Origin of the sequence: Gemmobacter caeni, from assembly GCF_003054195.1 — a bacterium.
GTDB lineage: Bacteria > Pseudomonadota > Alphaproteobacteria > Rhodobacterales > Rhodobacteraceae > Gemmobacter > Gemmobacter caeni.
In genome coordinates, this window is record NZ_QBKP01000008.1 from 84,193 (window position 1) to 102,427 (window position 18,235).

At 65.2% G+C, this 18,235-nt stretch carries 17 protein-coding genes and 2 tRNA genes; 5 read left to right on the forward strand and 14 right to left on the reverse strand.

The features are described from left to right. Positions 1-13 precede the first annotated feature (13 nt). From C8N34_RS13560 to C8N34_RS13580, 5 genes are all read right to left on the reverse strand, one after another. Positions 14-817 carry an ABC transporter permease gene (locus C8N34_RS13560; protein WP_054302249.1) on the reverse strand — a complete coding sequence of 268 codons (804 nt, stop codon included), beginning with the start codon at positions 815-817 and terminating at the stop codon, positions 14-16. Beyond that, complete coding sequence (locus C8N34_RS13565) at positions 810-1,718, reverse strand: ABC transporter permease (RefSeq protein ID WP_054302248.1); 909 nt, start codon at positions 1,716-1,718, stop codon at positions 810-812. Before C8N34_RS13565 ends, C8N34_RS13560 begins: the two co-directional genes overlap by 8 nt. Before the next feature lie 3 nt (positions 1,719-1,721). Further along, positions 1,722-2,786: an ABC transporter ATP-binding protein gene (locus tag C8N34_RS13570; protein WP_054302247.1), complete on the reverse strand. Its 1,065-nt coding sequence runs from the start codon at positions 2,784-2,786 to the stop codon at positions 1,722-1,724. A gap of 71 nt (positions 2,787-2,857) precedes the next feature. Further along, positions 2,858-4,309, reverse strand: a complete 1,452-nt coding sequence (locus C8N34_RS13575) for an amidase (RefSeq protein ID WP_108129280.1) — start codon at positions 4,307-4,309, stop codon at positions 2,858-2,860. Positions 4,310-4,396: 87 nt separating this feature from the next. Next, positions 4,397-4,702, reverse strand: coding sequence for a DUF6476 family protein (locus C8N34_RS13580; RefSeq protein ID WP_054302245.1), 306 nt, complete (start codon positions 4,700-4,702; stop codon positions 4,397-4,399). Between C8N34_RS13580 and C8N34_RS13585 the strand changes: the two genes are divergently transcribed. Then, positions 4,701-5,768: an RluA family pseudouridine synthase gene (locus C8N34_RS13585; protein WP_054302244.1), complete on the forward strand. Its 1,068-nt coding sequence runs from the start codon at positions 4,701-4,703 to the stop codon at positions 5,766-5,768. The genes C8N34_RS13580 and C8N34_RS13585 overlap by 2 nt on opposite strands. Before the next feature lie 4 nt (positions 5,769-5,772). On the opposite strand, the gene C8N34_RS13590 is transcribed toward C8N34_RS13585, so the two are convergent. From C8N34_RS13590 to hisA, 3 genes are all read right to left on the reverse strand, one after another. Further along, the gene (locus C8N34_RS13590) at positions 5,773-6,084 is read right to left on the reverse strand and encodes a phosphoribosyl-ATP diphosphatase (protein ID WP_054302243.1); all 312 of its coding nucleotides are present in this window, start codon (positions 6,082-6,084) and stop codon (positions 5,773-5,775) included. Then, positions 6,081-6,842 carry an imidazole glycerol phosphate synthase subunit HisF gene (gene hisF, locus C8N34_RS13595; protein ID WP_108129281.1) on the reverse strand — a complete coding sequence of 254 codons (762 nt, stop codon included), beginning with the start codon at positions 6,840-6,842 and terminating at the stop codon, positions 6,081-6,083. Before hisF ends, C8N34_RS13590 begins: the two co-directional genes overlap by 4 nt. A 101-nt stretch (positions 6,843-6,943) precedes the next feature. After that, complete coding sequence (gene hisA, locus C8N34_RS13600) at positions 6,944-7,663, reverse strand: 1-(5-phosphoribosyl)-5-[(5-phosphoribosylamino)methylideneamino]imidazole-4-carboxamide isomerase (protein ID WP_108129282.1); 720 nt, start codon at positions 7,661-7,663, stop codon at positions 6,944-6,946. A gap of 148 nt (positions 7,664-7,811) precedes the next feature. Here hisA and C8N34_RS13605 point away from each other — a divergent pair, with 148 nt between their 5' ends. Next, a complete protein-coding gene (locus tag C8N34_RS13605; protein ID WP_054302240.1) occupies positions 7,812-8,195 on the forward strand; it encodes a DUF2147 domain-containing protein in 384 nt (127 codons plus the stop codon). A 64-nt stretch (positions 8,196-8,259) separates the two neighbouring features. Continuing rightward, the gene (locus C8N34_RS13610) at positions 8,260-9,111 is read left to right on the forward strand and encodes a DMT family transporter (RefSeq protein WP_108129408.1); all 852 of its coding nucleotides are present in this window, start codon (positions 8,260-8,262) and stop codon (positions 9,109-9,111) included. On the opposite strand, the gene C8N34_RS13615 is transcribed toward C8N34_RS13610, so the two are convergent. The 5 genes from C8N34_RS13615 to C8N34_RS13635 form a co-directional block, all read right to left on the reverse strand. After that, positions 9,108-10,022, reverse strand: coding sequence for a glutaminase (locus C8N34_RS13615; RefSeq protein WP_108129407.1), 915 nt, complete (start codon positions 10,020-10,022; stop codon positions 9,108-9,110). The two genes, C8N34_RS13610 and C8N34_RS13615, sit on opposite strands and share 4 nt — an antisense overlap. Then, on the reverse strand, positions 10,019-10,657 hold the full coding sequence (gene hisH, locus C8N34_RS13620) for an imidazole glycerol phosphate synthase subunit HisH (RefSeq protein ID WP_108129283.1): 639 nt from the start codon (positions 10,655-10,657) through the stop codon (positions 10,019-10,021). Before hisH ends, C8N34_RS13615 begins: the two co-directional genes overlap by 4 nt. Positions 10,658-10,754: 97 nt before the next feature. Further along, entirely contained in the window at positions 10,755-11,342 is a 588-nt protein-coding gene (hisB, locus tag C8N34_RS13625; protein ID WP_054302237.1) for an imidazoleglycerol-phosphate dehydratase HisB, read from the reverse strand. 131 nt (positions 11,343-11,473) lie between these two features. Then, positions 11,474-11,548: transfer RNA gene (locus C8N34_RS13630), tRNA-Gly, on the reverse strand. Between the two features lie 18 nt (positions 11,549-11,566). Further along, positions 11,567-11,641 (reverse strand) — tRNA-Gly (locus tag C8N34_RS13635). Between the two features lie 213 nt (positions 11,642-11,854). On the opposite strand from C8N34_RS13635, the gene C8N34_RS13640 reads away from it, so the two are divergent. After that, positions 11,855-12,055, forward strand: coding sequence for a CsbD family protein (locus C8N34_RS13640; RefSeq protein WP_054302236.1), 201 nt, complete (start codon positions 11,855-11,857; stop codon positions 12,053-12,055). 63 nt (positions 12,056-12,118) lie between these two features. On the opposite strand, the gene C8N34_RS13645 is transcribed toward C8N34_RS13640, so the two are convergent. Continuing rightward, positions 12,119-15,559: a pyruvate carboxylase gene (locus C8N34_RS13645; RefSeq protein ID WP_054302235.1), complete on the reverse strand. Its 3,441-nt coding sequence runs from the start codon at positions 15,557-15,559 to the stop codon at positions 12,119-12,121. 219 nt (positions 15,560-15,778) lie between these two features. Here C8N34_RS13645 and C8N34_RS13650 point away from each other — a divergent pair, with 219 nt between their 5' ends. Continuing rightward, on the forward strand, positions 15,779-18,199 hold the full coding sequence (locus C8N34_RS13650) for an ATP-dependent helicase (RefSeq protein WP_054302283.1): 2,421 nt from the start codon (positions 15,779-15,781) through the stop codon (positions 18,197-18,199). Positions 18,200-18,235: the final 36 nt, after the last annotated feature.

Consider the following 18,235-nt stretch of genomic DNA (forward strand, 5'->3'; position numbering starts at 1 on the left):
AGGGTTCGGGGCTTCAGCCCTTCTTGCGGGTCAGCAGAAAGAACGCGGTCAGAAGAACCACGGTCAGCGCAAGCAGACCTGTGGAGATTGCATTGACTTCGGGCGTGATGGCGCGGCGCATCTGGCCCAGCATGTAGGTGGGCAGCGTATCCTGCCCGCCCGCCTTGACGAATTCGGTGATGACCACATCGTCAAGGCTGATGACGAAGGCCAGCATCGCGCCCGCGATGATTCCCGGAAACAGCAGGGGCAGGGTGACAAAGCGGAAGGTCTGCCAGTCCGAGGCGTAAAGATCGGCGGCGGCAGTTTCGAGGCTGAGGTCCATCCCTTCCAGCCGGGCGCGGATCGGCAGATAGGCAAAGGGAATGCAGAAGGCCGTATGGGCCAGGATCAGATAGCCGAGGCCCTGATAGCCGGTCGCCTGCTTGATGACCCCGAAGAAGATCAGCAAGGCAACGGCGGTCACGATTTCCGGCACCATCAGCGGCTGGTTGATCATCACATAGATGAAGGTCTGCCCCCGAAAGGCCGGGCGGCGGGTGGTGCCAAGCGCGGCCATGGTGGCCACGCTGGTGGCGATGGCCGAGGCCGAGACCGCGATGATCAGCGAGCGCAGCGTCGCAGATTTCACCGCCTCGTTGGCCCAGGCCTTCGCGAACCAGTGGAACGAGATACCTTCCCACACCGCGATGCTTTGCCCTGCGTTGAAGGCATAGATCACCAGCGTGAAGATCGGCAGGTAAAGCACGACAAAGGCGGCGACGGCGATGGTGGCAAAGCCCGGAATGCGGGTGGCTGAAAAGTTGCGGTCAGCCATGCGGGTTGCTCCCTTTCGTCGCAGCGCGCACATAGACCAGCAGCGCTACCATGACGATCATCAGAAGCGCCATTGACAGTGCCGCACCCAGCGGCCAGTTGCGGCCCTGGCCGAACTGCAGTTCGATGAAGTTGCCGATCATCATGTTCTTGCCGCCGCCCAGCACGCGCGGCGTCACATAGGCCCCCAGCGAGGGCACGAAGACGAGGATCGAGCCCGCCACGATCCCCGGTTTGACGATGGGCAGGATCACCCGGCGCAGCACGGCCATGCGGCTGGCATAAAGATCATAGCCCGCCTCCAGCAGCTTCATGTCGAAACGGTCGATCGCCGCAAACAGCGGCAGCACCATCAGCGGCAGATAGACATAGGCCATGCCCACCAGCACCGCGAAATCGGTGTTGATCATGCGGATTGGAGCATCAATCAGCCCGGCCTTGGTCAGCACGGTGTTGACGATACCTTCGTTGCGCAGAACCTCGTTGATCGCGAAGGTGCGGATCAGCAGGTTGGTCCAGAACGGAATGGTTATGAGAAACAGCCACATGGCCCGCGCTTTCGGCGCCCTTGTGGCGATGAACCATGCCGTCGGAAAGCCCACGACGAAGGTGATGATCGTGGTCAGCAGCGACAGTTTGACCGAGCGCCAGAAGATCGTCAGATGCGCGTCGGCGAGCTTCAGTGACCCGTCGAAGATATCGCGGGAATAAAGGATGCCGCGCCAGCCATCAAGGCTGAAGCCCCATTCCACATTGCCGTATTTGCCCGGCAGCAGGAAGGAATAGACCAGCACGATCAGCAGCGGCCCGGCGGCGGCAAGGAACAGCAGCAGCAGCGCCGGTGTCGAAAGTGCCCAGGCGCGGCGGGTCTGGCGGGAACGGGCCTCGCTTTCCATGCTCATGGCTCAGTCCCCCAGGATCTGAAGCGCGCCATCGGTGAAGCGCAGGCCCACCGCCTCGCCCTTCGTCAGGGCGCTGTCGCCGGTCGCGCCGCTTTGCAGGCGGGCCACCACCTCGGTGCCGTCGCGCAACGCCAGATGCACATGGGTGTCGGTGCCGAAATAGACCCAGCCGGTGATGGTGGCGGGCAGGCTGCCCGGTTCGCCCGCAGGCACCAGCCGCACCTGTTCGGGGCGGACGGCCAAAGTGGCGGGGCCGGTCTTGCCGCCGGTGCTCAGCGCCAGCACATCACCGCTGCCCAGCACCGCCCCGGTGGCACCCAGCACGGCGGGCAGGAAATTCGTCTCGCCGATGAAGCTGGCGACGAAGCGGTTGACCGGCGTCGTATAAATCTCGCGCGGGGCGCCCACCTGTTGCAGCTTGCCTGCGCTCATCACCCCGATGCGGTCGCTCATGGTCAGGGCTTCTTCCTGATCGTGGGTGACGAAGACGAAGGTGATGCCGGTTTCGGTTTGCAGGCGCTTGAGTTCGACCTGCATTTCCTTGCGCAGCTTCAGGTCCAGCGCCGAAAGCGGTTCATCCAGCAGCAGAACCTTCGGCGTGGGCGCCAGCGCGCGGGCCAGTGCGACGCGTTGTTGCTGCCCACCCGAAAGCTGCGAGGTCTTACGTCCGGCCATCGGCTCCAGCTTCACCAGCGCCAGCATGCGTTCGACCGTCCGGTCAACCTCGGCCCTGGGGCGGCCCAGCATCTGAAGCCCGAAGGCCACGTTCTGCGCCACCGTCAGATGCGGGAACAGCGCATAGCTTTGGAACACCGTATTCACCGGGCGGCGGTTCGGGGGCAGGGCGGTGATGTCCTGCCCGTCCAGCAGGATCTGCCCCGAAGTCGGGGTTTCGAACCCCGCGATCAGCCGCAACAACGTGGTTTTGCCACAGCCCGAGGGGCCAAGCAGGGTGAAGAACTCACCCTTTCGGATCTGGATGGAAACGTCGTCCAGCGCCCTGACCGCCACATCGCCCTGCCCGAACGCCTTGACCGCGTTGCGGGCCTCGATTGCATATTCCGTCACTGGCGGACCCCCCGTTGCCGATTCCGTCGTGAGTTTTGATCATATTTTCCGGGTTATCCCCGTGGCGCAAGCTATTTTGCCCGCAGTTTGGGCTTTCTTCCTGTCCAGGGGGCGGCTTTTTCGACTTCTGCACACAAAGCAATCAGTTCTTCATCCGCGCCAAAGCGGGCAGCGAGGTGGATGCCGACCGGCAATCCCCCCTTTGTCATACCCAAGGGGACGGAGACGGCGGGCTGGCCCGAAGCGTTGAACACCGCGCAGAATGGGGAATAGTCGAAGATGCCGCCGGGGCCGGTGCGGTAGCCCACATAATCCTCAGTTGTATGCGCAAAGCGGCCAACCCTGGCGGGCGGTTCTGCCAGCGTGGCCGACAGGATGATGTCATATCCCGGTCCGGTTTCGGGGTCGAAGACCGCTGCCATCTGCCGCCCGAAGGCGTGAATCTGGCCCACCGCCTCCAGATAGCGGGTGGGGTGCAGCGTTTCGGCATGGGCCACCGAGCCGCGTCCGACGCCCTCGACCAGATCGGGGGTCAGGGGGCGGCCTTTCAGCGCCTTGGCGATGCCCAATGCGGTGCCGACGCCCACGATATCGGTCCAGGCGCGCATCATCATCGGCACATCGGCAGCGGGCAGGCCCGGCGTCACCTCATGGCCAAGGCTTTCCAGCAGGCGTGCGGCGGCCAGCACGGCCTCGCGCACCTCGGGGTGAATCGCAGTGCCGGTAAAGGTGGTGTCGACCAGCATCACCCGCAACCGGCGCGGCGGGCGGCTGATCGCATCGGCATGGCTGCGTGCCAGCGGTGGCGCGTGATAGGGCGCACCAAGGTCCGGCCCGGTGCAGGCGTCCAGCATCAGGGCCGTGTCGCGCACCGAATGGGTCAAGAAACCGTCAATCGCCATGCCGGCCCAGCCCTCACCCACATAGGGGCCATCGGGCAGCCGCGCCCGCGTCGGCTTGAACCCGAACAGCCCGCAGGAGGAGGCGGGAATGCGCACCGATCCACCGCCGTCCGACCCATGCGCGAAAGGCACGATCCCGGCCGCCACCGCCGCCCCGGCCCCTCCGGATGATCCGCCCGATGTATGGTCAGGGTTCCACGGGTTCCGCGTCGGTCCGCCATAGACGGCGGATTCGGTCGCCGCGCCCACACCGCCCTCGGGACTGGTAGTGCGGCCCCAGATTACTACGCCTGTCGCGCGGATTCGGGTATAGATCGCGCTGTCGCGATCATAGCGTGTATCGGCCAGCAGGCGCGAGCCGTTGTGCGAGGGAAACTCCACCGCCTCGCAGCCCAGATCCTTCAGAAGGAACGGCACGCCGGTGAAGGGACCACGCGGCAGCCCCCCGGTGATATGGCGTTCCGCCACCTCGATCTGCGGCAGAACCACGGCATTGAGCTTTGGGTTCAGCGCCGCCGAAGCGGCGACCGAGGCATCCAGCAATTCCTGCGGGCTGACCTCGCCCCGCGCCACCAGCGCGGCCAGATCGGTGGCATCCTGTGCGCCAAAGGTTTCCAGCATGTCGACTCCCCATCGTTTTTCATCATGCTGGACCGGCGACAGCCTGCGGGGCAATGCCCCCGGCGACGTGCCTACGTCGGTTTTGCCTTAGCGGCGGATCGTGATTTCCTGTCTCAGCGCCCCGTCGGGCGCAAAGACGAACATCCGCCCGTCGGTGGTGACGACGCCGATCCAGCCGGGTCCCCGGGTGATGGCCTCGGGTTTCGCGCCTGCGGGCAGGGCGAGGCTGGCCGGAAAGTCGGCCACCGGGGTCACGCCCAGCGGCAGGCGGGTGACAAGCAGGCCCACGATGGTTATGACGCCGAGGATCAGGGTAACGGTCAGCGCCGTCACCAGCCATTTCAGCCAGCGCAGGCTGGGCGGCAGTTCCAGCTTATCCGAGGTATCATCCATGTCCCGGCCCCTTGAAGATGACGATGACGCGCCCGAAGGCGGGCTGCTGCGTGTGGTGATCGGGGAAAACCCGCCTGACCGACTGGATAAGGCACTGGCGCGCGAGGTGCCAGAGGAAGCCGCCCTGTCGCGCTCGCGTCTGATGAAGATGATCGCGGCGGGCGATGTCATGCGCGACGGTGTGGCGGTGACCGATCCCAAGACGAAGGTGGCCGAGGGCGAGGCCTATGACCTTGCGGTGGGCCATGTGGCCGAGGCGGATACTCTGGCCGAGGACATCCCGCTGGAGGTCATCTGGGAAGATGCCGACCTGATCGTGATCAACAAACCAGTGGGGATGGTGGTCCACCCCGCGCCGGGGTCTTACAGCGGCACGCTGGTCAATGCGTTGCTGCATCATTGCGGTGACACGCTGTCGGGCGTGGGGGGCGAGCGCCGTCCCGGTATCGTGCACCGGATCGACAAGGATACCTCGGGTCTGCTGGTTGTCGCCAAAAGCGACCGGGCGCATCACGGGCTGGCCGCGCAGTTTGAAAAGCATACGGTGAACCGCCATTACCTCGCCGTGGTCAATGGCGCGCCTTCCGCCGCCGATCCGCGCCTGCGCGGGATGCGGGGCGTAAGCTTCGAATCCGGCGGCATCCTGAAGATTGCCACCCATCTGGCCCGTCACCGCACCGACCGGCAGCGGCAGGCAGTGGTGTGGAACGAGGGCCGCCATGCGGTGACCCGCGTGCGGGTGCTGGAAGCCTATGGCACGCCCGAAGTGGCGAGTTTGGTGGAATGCTGGCTGGAAACCGGGCGGACCCATCAGATCCGCGTGCATATGGCCCATGCCGGGCATGGCCTCATCGGCGACCAGACCTATGGCGGCAAGCGCCGGGTGGCGGCCAAGGCGGTGGGCGAGGCGGCGGCTGATCTGGCCAATGCCTTCCCGCGTCAGGCGCTGCATGCGGCGACGCTGGGCTTCATCCATCCGGTGACGGGCGAGGAATTGCAGTTCGAGGCGCCGCTGCCCGAGGATATGGCTGCATTGGTTACGGCGCTGCGCGGGGCTGGGGCGTAAGCCCTTACCCGCGCGCGGCCTTCTCGGCGAGGCCCGAAGTGCCTTCGCGCCGCGCGAGTTCTGCCTCCACATCCGCCAGCGTCACGTCGCGGGCGGCGAGCATCACCAGCAGGTGATACAGCACATCCGCCGCCTCGGCGGTCAGCCTGGCGCGGTCACCCTTCACCGCCTCGATGATCGCTTCTACCGCCTCCTCGCCGAATTTCTCGGCGCATTTCTCGGGGCCTTTGGCAAGAAGCTTCGCCGTCCACGAGCTTTCGGGGTCGGCCCCCTTGCGGGAGAGGATGGTGGCGGCAAGATCGTGCAGCGTGCTCATGTCAGCCTCACCGGGATACCGGCGGCGGCCATATGGGCCTTGGCCTCGCCAATGGTATATTCGCCGAAGTGGAAGATCGAGGCAGCCAGCACCGCGCTGGCGCCGCCTTTGGTGACGCCCTCGACCAGATGGTCCAAGTTGCCGACGCCGCCCGAGGCGATGACCGGCACGTTCACCGCATCGGCGATGGCGCGGGTCAGCGGCAGGTTGTAGCCGCCCTTGGTGCCGTCGCGGTCCATCGAGGTCAGCAGGATCTCGCCCGCGCCCTTCGCCTCGACCGTGCGGGCAAATTCCACCGCGTCGATGCCGGTGGGTTTGCGCCCGCCATGAGTGAAGATCTCCCACCGGCCCGGCTCGACGGTCTTGGCGTCGATGGCGACGACGATGCACTGGCTGCCGAAACGATCTGCCGCTTCGGCCACCACGTCGGGGTTGGCCACGGCGGCGGAGTTGAATGACACCTTGTCGGCCCCCGCCAGCAGAAGCGCCCGCACATCGGCATGGCTGCGCACGCCGCCGCCTACGGTCAGCGGGATGAAGCATTGCTCGGCCGTGCGGGTGACCAGATCGAACATCGTGCCGCGATTTTCATGCGTGGCGTGGATGTCGAGGAAACAAAGCTCGTCCGCCCCCGCCGCATCATAGGCGCGCGCGGCCTCGACCGGGTCGCCTGCGTCGATCAGGTTGACGAAATTCACGCCTTTCACCACGCGGCCATCGGCCACGTCGAGGCAGGGGATGATGCGGGTTTTCAGCATGGCCGGACCTTAGCGCGGGGCGGGAGATGTGGGAAGGGGGGCTGTCTGCCCCCCTCGGCCTGCGGCCTCACCCCCCGAGGATATTTTCGGACAGAAAATCATCAGGCTTTCAGGGCAAGGAGGGCGGTGGCGAGGTCGATGGCGCCATCATAAAGCGCGCGGCCCGAGATGGCGCCGGCGATGACGCCGGTGTCGCGCAGCGCGATCAGGTCTTCCATGCGCGAGACGCCGCCCGAGGCGATGACGGGAATGGTGACAGCACGCGCGAGGGCTTCGGTCGCTTCGATATTCGGGCCCTGCATGGCGCCGTCGCGGTCGATGTCGGTGTAGATGATGGCGGCGACACCGGCGTCTTCAAAGCTGCGGGCGAGGTCGGTTGCCTGGACGTCAGTCTCTTCAGCCCAGCCTTTGGTGGCGACAAAACCCTTGCGCGCGTCGATGCCGACCGCAACCTTGCCGGGGAAGGCGCGCGCGGCCTCGCGCACCAGCGCCGGATTTTCCACCGCCACGGTGCCGAGGATGACGCGCGACAGGCCCTTTTCCAGCCACATGCCGATGGTTGCCATATCGCGGATGCCGCCGCCGAGCTGTGCGGGCACGGTGCAGCGGGCGAGGATCGCCTCCACCGCCGCGGCATTGACCGGCTGACCGGCGAAGGCGCCGTTCAGATCGACGAGGTGGAGCCATTCGCAGCCCGAGGCCTCGAACTTCGCGGCCTGTGCGGCCGGATCGTCGCCGAACACCGTCGCTGCCGACATCTCGCCGCGCAGGAGGCGCACGCACTGGCCATCTTTCAGGTCGATCGCGGGATAGAGGATCATGGCGGGCTCCGTATGCGGGATGCGGGTCGCGCGCGGTTTGGCATGCGGGCGACGTGACGGCAAGGGCGAAGCGGGGGCCGTAGCGTCACGCTTGCGGGAATCGTGGTGCCGGGCCGATGATCGCGGCATCGAAGGGGAGGAGGAACCCATGCGGACTTATCTTTTGGCGGCGGCCCTTGTCGGGCTGGCCGGTGCGGCATCCGCCGATCCGGTGGAAGGGGTGTGGCAGACGCAGGTGGATGACGGGGCCTATGCCCATGTTACCATCGCGCCTTGTGGCAATGCCTTCTGCGGCAAGATCAGCCGGACCTTCAAGGATGGCGCTGAATACAAATCCGAGAATATCGGCAAGAAGATCGTCATCGACATGGTGCCGGTCGGTGGCGGCAAATACGAGGGCCAGGTCTGGCGGCCGTCGAACAACAAGGTCTATTCGGGCAAGATGAATGTCTCGGGCAATGCGATGAAGCTGGCCGGATGCGTGGCGGGCGGGCTTCTGTGCAAGTCGCAGGACTGGAAGCGCGTGAAATGAGCAGGAACCGGGTCGCCCCTTGCGGCCCGGTGCTGCGACATCGGGCCAGACCATGGAGTTTGGCATGAAATCCGATGACTGGGCCCGCCTGATTGCGCTTTCGGTGCTGTGGGGCGGGTCTTTCTTCTTTGTCGAAATCGCGCTGACCGGGCTGCCGCCGTTTTCGGTGGTCTGGGGCCGGGTGGCGCTGGGCGCGCTGGCGCTGGCGGTGATGCTCCGCGGGCGGTTGCCGCGGGGCTGGGCGGTGTGGCGGGCGCTGGCCGTCATGGGCTTTCTGAACAATGTGGTGCCCTTTTGCCTGTTCGCCTTCGCGCAGGGCGAGATCAGCGGCGCGCTGGCCGCCATCCTGAACGCCACGACCCCGCTGTGGGGTGTCGTGGTCGCCCATTTGGCCGGGGCCGAGCCGCTGACGGCGCGGCGGCTCGGCGGCGTGGCGGCGGGGATTGCGGGGGTGGCGGTGATGGCCGGGGGCGGTGCGGGGGCGCTGCCTGCGATGATCGCCTGTCTGGCGGCGGCGCTGAGCTACGCCTTCGCCGGGCTTTGGGGGCGGCGGTTCCGCGAGATGGGTGTGCCGCCCTTGCAGGCAGCCTTCGGGCAGGTGACGGCGGCGACGGTGATCCTGTTGCCGGTCTGGCTGGCAGTCGATGCGCCCTGGCGGCTGGCGATGCCGCCCGCGCAGGTCTGGGCGGCGGTGGCGGGGATCGGGGTTCTGTCTACCGCGCTGGCCTATGCGCTCTATTTCCGGCTGCTGGTGACGGCCGGGGCGGTGAACCTGATGCTGGTGACCTTCCTCATTCCGGTCAGCGCGGCAGCGTTGGGGGCGCTGGTGCTGGGCACGCGGCTGGGTCCGCAGCATTTCGCCGGATTCGCGCTGATCGCGCTGGGGCTTTGGGCGGTGGCGAAGCGGCCCGCCTAGCCGAAGACCGACCAGCCGGTCGCGCGCGCCAGCCGCTCCACCGCCAGCGTGCCAAGCTGCGAATTTCCTTGCGTGTTCAGCCCCGGAGACCAGACGGCGATCGAGGCGCGGCCGGGTGCCACCACCAGAATCCCGCCGCCCACACCGGATTTGCCGGGCAGGCCCACGCGATAGGCGAATTCGCCTGAGCCGTCGTAATGGCCGCAGGTCATCATCAGCGCGTTGATGCGCCGGGTGCGGCCGGGCGCCAGCATGCGCGGCAGGTCCGGCGCGCCGATCAGGAAGCGTCCGGCGAGGGCAAGCTGCCGTGCAGACATCTCGATGGCGCATTGGTGGAAATAGGTGCCGCAGGTCAGTTCTGGCGCATGCAGCAGATTGCCATGTGCCGCCATGAAATGCGCGAGTGCAAGGTTGCGATGCCCGGTCGCCTGTTCCGAGGCCGCCACGGCCTTGTTGATGTGGATGTCGTCCTCGCCCGCCGCCTCGCGCAGAAAGCGCAGAATTTCGCCCAGCAATTCCCGCGGCTTGTGCCCGGCGAGGATCGCATCGGTCACGACAATGGCGCCCGCGTTGATGAAGGGATTGCGCGGGATGCCGCGTTCATATTCCAACTGGACCATGGAATTGAAGGCGAGCCCCGAAGGCTCGCGCCCGACCCGTGTCCAGAGCTGATCGCCCAGCCGCCCCAGCGCGATGGCAAGGGTGAAGACCTTGCTGACCGACTGGATGGAAAAGGGCGTGTCGGCTTCGCCGGTGGTGAAGGTCTGCCCGTCGGCGGTGCAGACGGCCATGGCGAAGTGGCGGTCCGAGATGCGGGCAAGCTCGGGGATGTAATCGGCGACGCGGCCCCGGTCAGGGGCCGCCGCCATTTCGGCGCCGATCCGGTCGAGGATGGCGCCCAGATCGCTCATGGCGCCCAACGCAGGAAGTTGCCGATGATGCGCAGACCCACGGCCTGCGATTTCTCGGGGTGGAACTGGGTGCCGACCATGGTGCCCGCGCCGATGATGGCGGTGATGTCGCCCGCGTAGTCGACATGCGCCAGCCGTTCCGCCAGGTTGGCCACGCGGAAGGCGTAGCTGTGCACGAAATACGCATGATCGCCGGTGGCGATACCATCGAGCACCGGATGCGGATGGTCGATCACCAGATCGTTCCAGCCCATATGCGGCACTTTCAGATGCGGGTCGGCGGGGGTGATGCGGGTGACCTCGCCGCCGATCCAGTCGAAACCCGGGGTGTCTTCGTATTCGCGGCCCCAGGTCGCCATCATCTGCATGCCGACGCAGATGCCCATGAAGGGACGACCCTTCACGCGCACGGCTTCGGCAATGGCCTCGAAGAGGCCGCCATGATCGCCCAACGCGCGGCGGCAGGCCGGGAAGGCGCCATCCCCCGGCAGGACGATCCGGTCGGCCCGGGCGACGTCCTCGGGGCGCGATGTCACGATGACCTCGCCCGCGCCGGTTTCCGCCGCCATACGCTGAAACGCCTTTTCGGCGGAATGCAGGTTGCCGCTGTCGTAATCGACGAGGACGGTGAGCATGGCGCTTCCTTTCCGGCTGTGGCGCGGGCGGAGGCGGCGGGAGCCTCCGGCGGGGATATTTAGGAACAGATGAAAGCCGAACTCCGGTGAGGCGGGGTTACAGCTTTCCCTTGGTCGAAGGGATTTCGTCGGCCTTGCGCGGATCGGTCTCCACCGCCATGCGCAGGGCGCGGGCCACGGCCTTGAAGGCGGCCTCGGCGATGTGGTGGCTGTTCACGCCGTGGCGCATGTCGATGTGCAGGGTGATGCCGCCATGCGTGGCGAGCGCCTGAAAGAATTCGCGCACCAGTTCGGTATCGAATGTGCCGATCTTCTGGCTGGGGAAGGTGACATTCCAGACGAGGAAGGGGCGGCCGGAGAGATCCAGCGCGCAATGCACCTGCGCGTCATCCATCGGCAGGCTGCATTCGCCATAGCGGCGGATGCCCTTCTTGTCGCCCAGTGCCTGCACCAGCGCCTGACCCAGCGCGATGCCGGTATCCTCAACCGTGTGGTGGTCATCGATATGCAGGTCGCCCCTGGCGCGCAGGGTCATGTCGATCAGCGAATGGCGCGAAAGCTGATCCATCATGTGATCGAAGAACCCGACACCCGACTGCATGTCGTAGCGGCCCGTCCCGTCGAGGTTGATGGACAGCGCGATCTCGGTTTCCGAGGTGCTGCGGGTGACTTCGGCCTTACGCATGGGGCTCTCCGGCATTTGCTTCGGGGGCCTTATAGGACGGGGGCGGGCATGGGGGAAGGGATTCCGGGCCGGGCAGGACGGCTGGGTGTGGAAAACGAAAAAGGCCGCCCGAAGGCGGCCCGTTTTTCGATTGGAGCGGGCGATGAGATTCGAACTCACGACCCTAACCTTGGCAAGGTTATGCTCTACCCCTGAGCTACGCCCGCGCAACAATCGGTCCGAACTGGAGCGGGCGATGAGATTCGAACTCACGACCCTAACCTTGGCAAGGTTATGCTCTACCCCTGAGCTACGCCCGCGCTGCCGGTTCGGTGGAGGCGGATTTAGTCCGGGGGCGCGGAGGGCGCAAGGGGAAAAACGCGGGGGTCAGAAAAATTTCTGCGCGGGCAGCGGGGTGGCGATCCGGTGCCCGCGTATCGGCGCGTCGGCGGGAACCGGATGCGGCGGCTTGCCGTTGTACAGGCACAGCGACGGTAGATGACCTGCCGTACGAAACCCGAAAGGAATGCACCATGAACAGCGATCAGATTGCCGGCAAATGGAAGCAACTGAAGGGCGAGGCCAAGATCATGTGGGGCAAGCTCACCGATGACGAGCTGGACCGCATCGAGGGCCACAAGGACAAGCTCGCCGGGCTTGTGCAGGAGCGCTATGGGCGCTCGAAGGAAGAGGCCGAGAAGGAAGTGAACCGCTTCTTCGATGACAGGGCCTGACACCGGGCCTGATCTGGCCACAGCACGGCCGGAACGGAAAAGGGGGCCTTTCGGCCCCCTTTGTCATTCCAGTTCGATCAGCAGATCCTTGGCGTCGATCTGACTGCCAGGCGTGACGTGGATCGCCTTCACGGTGGCCTCGCGGTCGGCGTGCAGGCCGGTTTCCATCTTCATCGCCTCGATGGTGAGCAGCAGATCACCCGCCCGGACCTTCTGGCCCGGCGTGACGGCAACCGAGGCGATGGAGCCGGGCATCGGCGCACCGATGTGGTTGGCATTAGCGGAATCCGCCTTGGGTTTGGCGGCGGTCTTCGCCTTCACCGCGCGGTTCGGCACCCGGATCACGCGGGGCTGGCCGTTCAGTTCGAAGAACACCTTCGCCTCGCCATCCTCGCCAGTTTCGCCCACGGCTTGCAGGCGGATTTCCAGCGTCTTGCCGGGGTCGATCTCGGCGGTGATCTCGTCTCCGGGTTGCATGCCGTAGAAGAACGTCTGGGTCGGCAGGGTGCGGACCGGGCCGTAAAGCCGGTGGCGGCCCATGTAATCCAGAAAGACCTTCGGATACATCAGATAGCCGTTCAGATCCTCGTCATCGACGGTGAAGCCGTTCAGTTCGGCCGAAAGTTTCGCCCGCGTTTCTTCCAGATCCACGGGCGCCATACCAAGGCCGGGACGCGCGGTCTGCGGCTTTTCGCCCTTCAGAACCTTCTTCTGGATACCCGCAGGCCAGCCGCCATGCGGTTGGCCCAGATTACCCTTCATCATGTCCACGACCGAATCGGGGAACGCCACATCAACGGCCGGGTCTTCGACCTGACCGCGCGACAGGCCCTGTGCCACCATCATCAGCGCCATGTCGCCAACGACCTTTGACGAGGGCGTGACCTTCACGATATCACCGAACATCTGGTTGGCATCAGCATAGGCCTGCGCCACCTCGGGCCAGCGTTCCTCCAGCCCGAGGCTGCGAGCCTGTGCCTTGAGGTTGGTGAACTGCCCGCCGGGCATTTCGTGCAGGTACACCTCGGATGCGGGCGAGGCGAGGCCGCTTTCGAAGGCAGCATATTGCGCGCGCACATGCTCCCAGTAGTTCGAGATGTCGCGGATCGCGCCGATGTCCAGCCCGGTGTCGCGTTCGGTATGGCGTAGCGCCTCGACGATGGACCCGAGGCAGGGCTGCGAGGTGCCGCCCGAGAAGGCGTCCATCGCCGCATCCACCGCATCCACGCCCGCATCGCAGGCGGCGAGGATGGTCGCCGCCGCCGCGCCGCTGGTGTCGTGGGTGTGGAAGTGGATCGGCAGACCGACCTCCTGCTTCAGTGTCTTGACGAGAACGCGGGCGGCAGCGGGCTTCAAAAGACCCGCCATATCCTTCAGGCCCAGCACATGCGCGCCTGCGGCCTTCAGTTCCTTCGCCATGCCGACATAGTATTTCAGGTCATATTTGGCGCGCGCCGGGTCCAGCAGATCGCCGGTATAGCAGATCGTGCCTTCGCAGACCTTGTTCGCCTCGATCACCGCATCCATGGCGACGCGCATGTTTTCGACCCAGTTCAGGCTGTCGAACACGCGGAACACATCCACCCCGGTCTCGGCGGCCTGCCTGACGAAGGCCTGCACCACATTGTCGGGATAGTTGGTGTAGCCCACGCCGTTGGAGGCGCGCAGCAGCATCTGCGTCATCAGGTTGGGCATGGCGGCGCGCAGGTCACGCAGGCGCTGCCACGGGCATTCCTGGAGGAACCGGTAAGCCACGTCGAAGGTGGCGCCGCCCCAGCATTCCACGCTGAACAACTGCGGCAGGTTGGCGGCATAGCTGGGTGCCACGCGGATCATGTCGATGGAGCGCATGCGGGTGGCCAGCAGGCTCTGGTGCCCGTCGCGCATGGTGGTGTCGGTGATCAGCACCTTGGTCTGGGCGCGCATCCAGTCCGCCACGGCCTGCGGGCCCTTTTGTTCCAGCAGGTTGCGGGTGCCCATCGCGGGCTCCGTGCGCGGGGCGGGGGCCTTCGGCGTTTTCACTTCAGCCGCCGGTTTCGGGCGTCCGGCGGTTTCGGGATGCCCGTTCACCGTGATGTCGGCGATATAGGTCAGGATCTTGGTCGCCCGGTCACGGCGTTTGCGGAACTGGAACAGATCCGGCGTTGTGTCGATGAATTTCGTCGTGTAGGTGTCGTTCAGGAACACCGGGTGTTTCAGCAGGTTGATGACGAATTCGATATTCGTGCTGACGCCCCGGATACGGAACTCGCGCAGCGCACGATCCATCCGGTGAATCGCCTTGTCGGGCGTCTGCGCATGCGCCGTCACCTTCACCAGCAGCGAATCGTAATAGCGCGTCACGACCGAGCCGGAATAGGCGGTGCCACCGTCCAGACGGATACCGTTGCCGGTGGCGCTGCGGTAGGCGGTGATCCGGCCATAATCGGGGATGAAGTTGTTCTGCGGGTCTTCGGTGGTCACCCGGCATTGCAGGGCATGGCCGTTCAGCCGCACGCCGTCCTGGCTGGTCACGCCGGTGGCTTCCGCCAGCGTCTTGCCCTCGGCGATCAGGATCTGCGCCTGTACGATGTCGATGCCCGTGACCTCTTCGGTGACGGTGTGTTCCACCTGCACGCGGGGGTTCACCTCGATGAAGTAGAACTTGCCCTCGTCCATATCCATCAGGAATTCGACGGTGCCGGCGCATTCGTAATTCACATGGGCGCAGATCTTGCGGCCGAGTTCGCAGATCTCGGCGCGCTGCTCATCGTTGAGATACGGCGCGGGCGCGCGTTCGACGACCTTCTGGTTGCGGCGCTGCACGGTGCAGTCACGTTCGTAGAGGTGGTAGATCTCGCCATGCTTGTCGCCAAGGATCTGCACCTCGACGTGGCGGGCGCGCTGGATCATCTTTTCCAGATAGCCCTCGCCATTGCCAAAGGCGGCCTCCGCCTCGCGGCGGCCCTCCAGGACCTTGGCCTCCAGTTCCTCGGCGTTCAGGATCGGCCGCATGCCGCGCCCGCCGCCGCCCCAGGAGGCTTTGAGCATCAGCGGAAAGCCGATCTCTGCCGCCTCGGCGCGGATCGCGTCAAAGTCGTTGCCCAGAACCTCGGTCGCAGGGATGACCGGCACACCAGCTGCCACGGCCACGCGCCGGGCACTGGCCTTGTCGCCAAGCGCCCGCATGGTTTCGGCGCGCGGGCCGATGAAGGTGATGCCATTGGCTTCGCAGGCTTCGACGAAATCGGGGTTTTCCGACAGAAGCCCGTAGCCGGGATGGATGGCATCCGCGCCCGCAAGCTTGGCCACGCGGATAATTTCCGGGATGCTCAGGTAGGCGCCCACCGGCGACATGCCCTGACCGATCAGATAGGCCTCATCGGCCTTGAAGCGGTGCAGAGACAGCTTGTCCTCTTCGGCATAGACGGCGACCGTCTTCTTGCCCATCTCGTTCGCGGCGCGCATCACGCGAATAGCGATTTCGCCTCGGTTGGCGATCAGGATCTTGCGAAATTCGGTCATCTGTTCCTCCCCGAAGCTCTGCACGGCGCGGTCACTTTAGGGGTGCTGCGATGCAGCGCAAGGGCAGGAACCGACGTCAATGCAAAGTTTTGCGAAATATTCAGGAGGGCTTTGCAATTGCAAACTTCGGGGCTTAAAGATTCTGGAATATGCAGAATTGGCGGAACATTGGTGGAACACAGGCTTCCCAAGGCCGACCTGCACGTCTATCTTGCGGATATGAGCGGATATGATGATTCAGAGGCTTTCGAAGCCGCCATTCCCCTGTCGCAGCGTGCCATGGCAGCGCGGCCCGCACCCTATCTGGACGATCTGAACCCTGCACAGCGCGCCGCCGTGCTGGCGGTGGATGGCCCTGTCCTGATGCTGGCCGGGGCGGGAACTGGCAAAACCAAGGCGCTGACCTCGCGTATCGTGCATCTGCTGGCCACCGGCAAGGCGCGGCCGAATGAGATTCTGGCCGTGACCTTCACCAACAAGGCTGCGCGCGAGATGAAAGACCGCGTGGGCCGGATGCTGGGGCAGGTGGAGGGCATGCCCTGGATGGGCACTTTCCATTCCGTCAGCGTGAAGATCCTGCGCCGCCATGCCGAACTGGTGGGGCTGAAATCCAACTTCACCATTCTGGATACGGACGACCAGCTTCGCCTGCTCAAGCAATTGATCGTCGCGGCAAATCTGGACGAAAAGCGCTGGCCCGCGCGGCAGCTGGCCGGGTTGATCGACCATTGGAAGAACCGCGCCTGGACGCCGGAAAAGGTGCCCTCGTCCGAAGCCGCCGGGTTCAACAACCGCGGGACCGAGCTTTATGATCAGTATCAGGCGCGCCTGCGCAGCCTGAATGCCTGCGATTTCGGCGATCTGCTGCTGCATTGCGTCACCATCTTTCAGGCCCATGCCGACATCCTGACGCAGTACCAGCGCTGGTTCCGCTATATCCTTGTCGACGAATATCAGGATACCAACGTCGCGCAGTATCTGTGGCTGCGCCTGCTGGCCCAGGGTCATCGCAACATCTGCTGCGTGGGCGATGACGACCAGTCGATCTACGGTTGGCGCGGCGCCGAGGTGGGCAATATCCTGCGGTTTGAAAAGGATTTTCCGGGCGCGCAGGTGATCCGCCTGGAACAGAACTACCGCTCCACCGAACATATTCTCGCCGCCGCCTCGGGTGTGATCGCCTCCAATGCCGGGCGTCTGGGCAAGACACTCTGGACCGAGGCAGAGGGCGGCGAAAAACTGCGCCTCATCGGCCATTGGGACGGGGAGGAAGAGGCGCGCTGGATCGGCGACGAGATCGAGGCGCTGCAACGCGGCACACGCGGGCTCGGGCCTTTCGGGCTGAACGATCAGGCGATTCTCGTCCGCGCCAGCCACCAGATGCGTGCCTTCGAGGATCGTTTCCTCACCATCGGGCTGCCCTATCGCGTCATTGGCGGCCCGCGATTCTATGAACGGCTCGAAATTCGCGACGCCATGGCCTATTTCCGGCTCGCCGTCAGCCCCGACGACGATCTGGCGTTCGAGCGGGTGGTGAACACCCCCAAACGCGGCCTTGGCGACAAGGCGCAGCAGGAAATCCAGCGGGCGGCCCGCGAAAATGGTGTCAGCCTGCTGGAAGGCGCGCGCGAGTTGCTGGCGCGGGGCGGGATCGGCGGCAAGGGCGCCGGGCAGTTGCGTGCCTTCGTCGATGGGGTGGACCGCTGGCACGACACCGTGGTCAACAGCCGCCCCGAGGTTGCAGATGCGGTGCTGGAGCCGCTGCTGCCCGAAACGGCGCCCGCGCGCGATCATTCGCATGTCCGGCTGGCCGAGGTGATTCTTGAAGAATCCGGCTATGTTTCGATGTGGCAGAACGACAAGACGCCCGAGGCACCGGGTCGTCTGGAAAACCTCAAGGAACTGGTGAAGGCGCTGGAACAGTTCGACAGCCTGCAAGGCTTTCTCGAACACGTCGCGCTGATCATGGATAATGAAACTGAAGAGGCGGCCGAGAAGGTCACCATCATGACGCTGCATGCCGCCAAGGGGCTGGAGTTCCCGGTGGTCTATCTGCCCGGATGGGAGGACGGGTTGTTCCCAAGCCAGCGCAGCATGGATGAAAGCGGCCAGAAGGGGCTGGAGGAGGAGCGCCGTCTGGCTTACGTCGGGATCACCCGCGCCGAACGGCTCTGCACCGTCAGCTTTGCCGCCAATCGCAGGGTCTATGGCCAGTGGCAAAGCCAGTTGCCTTCGCGTTTCATCGACGAACTGCCCGGCGCCCATGTCGAGGTGCTGACCCCGCCCGGCCTTTACGGCGGCGGCTTCGGCGCGGCGGCACCCGCCTTCGGTGGCTCGCGGATCGAGGAGCGCGCGACGCGGGCCGATGTCTACAATTCGCCGGGCTGGAAGCGCCTGCAGGATCGCGCGGGTCAGCGCCCGATGTCGCAGCCGCGCGAAAGCCGAAACATGACCATCGACCTTCAGGCAGTTTCGGCCTACGCCCTGCAAGACCGTGTATTCCATCAGAAATTCGGTTACGGCACCGTCATCGGCATAGAGGGCGACAAGCTGGAGGTCGCATTCGACAAGGCTGGCACCAAGAAGGTGGTCGCGGGCTTTATCTCGCCCGCGCACGAGGCTGGCGACCTGCCGTTCTGATGCCTTTCATCCTGGCCTGAATATCCTCAGGGGGGG

Bases quoted from the DNA above. Each gene is read 5' to 3' on its own strand.
- C8N34_RS13560 (WP_054302249.1), bottom strand. From the start codon at position 817: ATGGCTGACCGCAACTTTTCAGCCACCCGCATTCCGGGCTTTGCCACC.
- C8N34_RS13565 (WP_054302248.1), bottom strand. From the start codon at position 1,718: ATGAGCATGGAAAGCGAGGCCCGTTCCCGCCAGACCCGCCGCGCCTGG.
- C8N34_RS13575 (WP_108129280.1), bottom strand. From the start codon at position 4,309: ATGCTGGAAACCTTTGGCGCACAGGATGCCACCGATCTGGCCGCGCTG.
- C8N34_RS13585 (WP_054302244.1), top strand. From the start codon at position 4,701: ATGTCCCGGCCCCTTGAAGATGACGATGACGCGCCCGAAGGCGGGCTG.
- C8N34_RS13580 (WP_054302245.1), bottom strand. From the start codon at position 4,702: ATGGATGATACCTCGGATAAGCTGGAACTGCCGCCCAGCCTGCGCTGG.
- C8N34_RS13590 (WP_054302243.1), bottom strand. From the start codon at position 6,084: ATGAGCACGCTGCACGATCTTGCCGCCACCATCCTCTCCCGCAAGGGG.
- hisF (WP_108129281.1), bottom strand. From the start codon at position 6,842: ATGCTGAAAACCCGCATCATCCCCTGCCTCGACGTGGCCGATGGCCGC.
- hisA (WP_108129282.1), bottom strand. From the start codon at position 7,663: ATGATCCTCTATCCCGCGATCGACCTGAAAGATGGCCAGTGCGTGCGC.
- C8N34_RS13605 (WP_054302240.1), top strand. From the start codon at position 7,812: ATGCGGACTTATCTTTTGGCGGCGGCCCTTGTCGGGCTGGCCGGTGCG.
- C8N34_RS13610 (WP_108129408.1), top strand. From the start codon at position 8,260: ATGAAATCCGATGACTGGGCCCGCCTGATTGCGCTTTCGGTGCTGTGG.
- C8N34_RS13615 (WP_108129407.1), bottom strand. From the start codon at position 10,022: ATGAGCGATCTGGGCGCCATCCTCGACCGGATCGGCGCCGAAATGGCG.
- hisH (WP_108129283.1), bottom strand. From the start codon at position 10,657: ATGCTCACCGTCCTCGTCGATTACGACAGCGGCAACCTGCATTCCGCC.
- hisB (WP_054302237.1), bottom strand. From the start codon at position 11,342: ATGCGTAAGGCCGAAGTCACCCGCAGCACCTCGGAAACCGAGATCGCG.
- C8N34_RS13640 (WP_054302236.1), top strand. From the start codon at position 11,855: ATGAACAGCGATCAGATTGCCGGCAAATGGAAGCAACTGAAGGGCGAG.
- C8N34_RS13645 (WP_054302235.1), bottom strand. From the start codon at position 15,559: ATGACCGAATTTCGCAAGATCCTGATCGCCAACCGAGGCGAAATCGCT.
- C8N34_RS13650 (WP_054302283.1), top strand. From the start codon at position 15,779: ATGAGCGGATATGATGATTCAGAGGCTTTCGAAGCCGCCATTCCCCTG.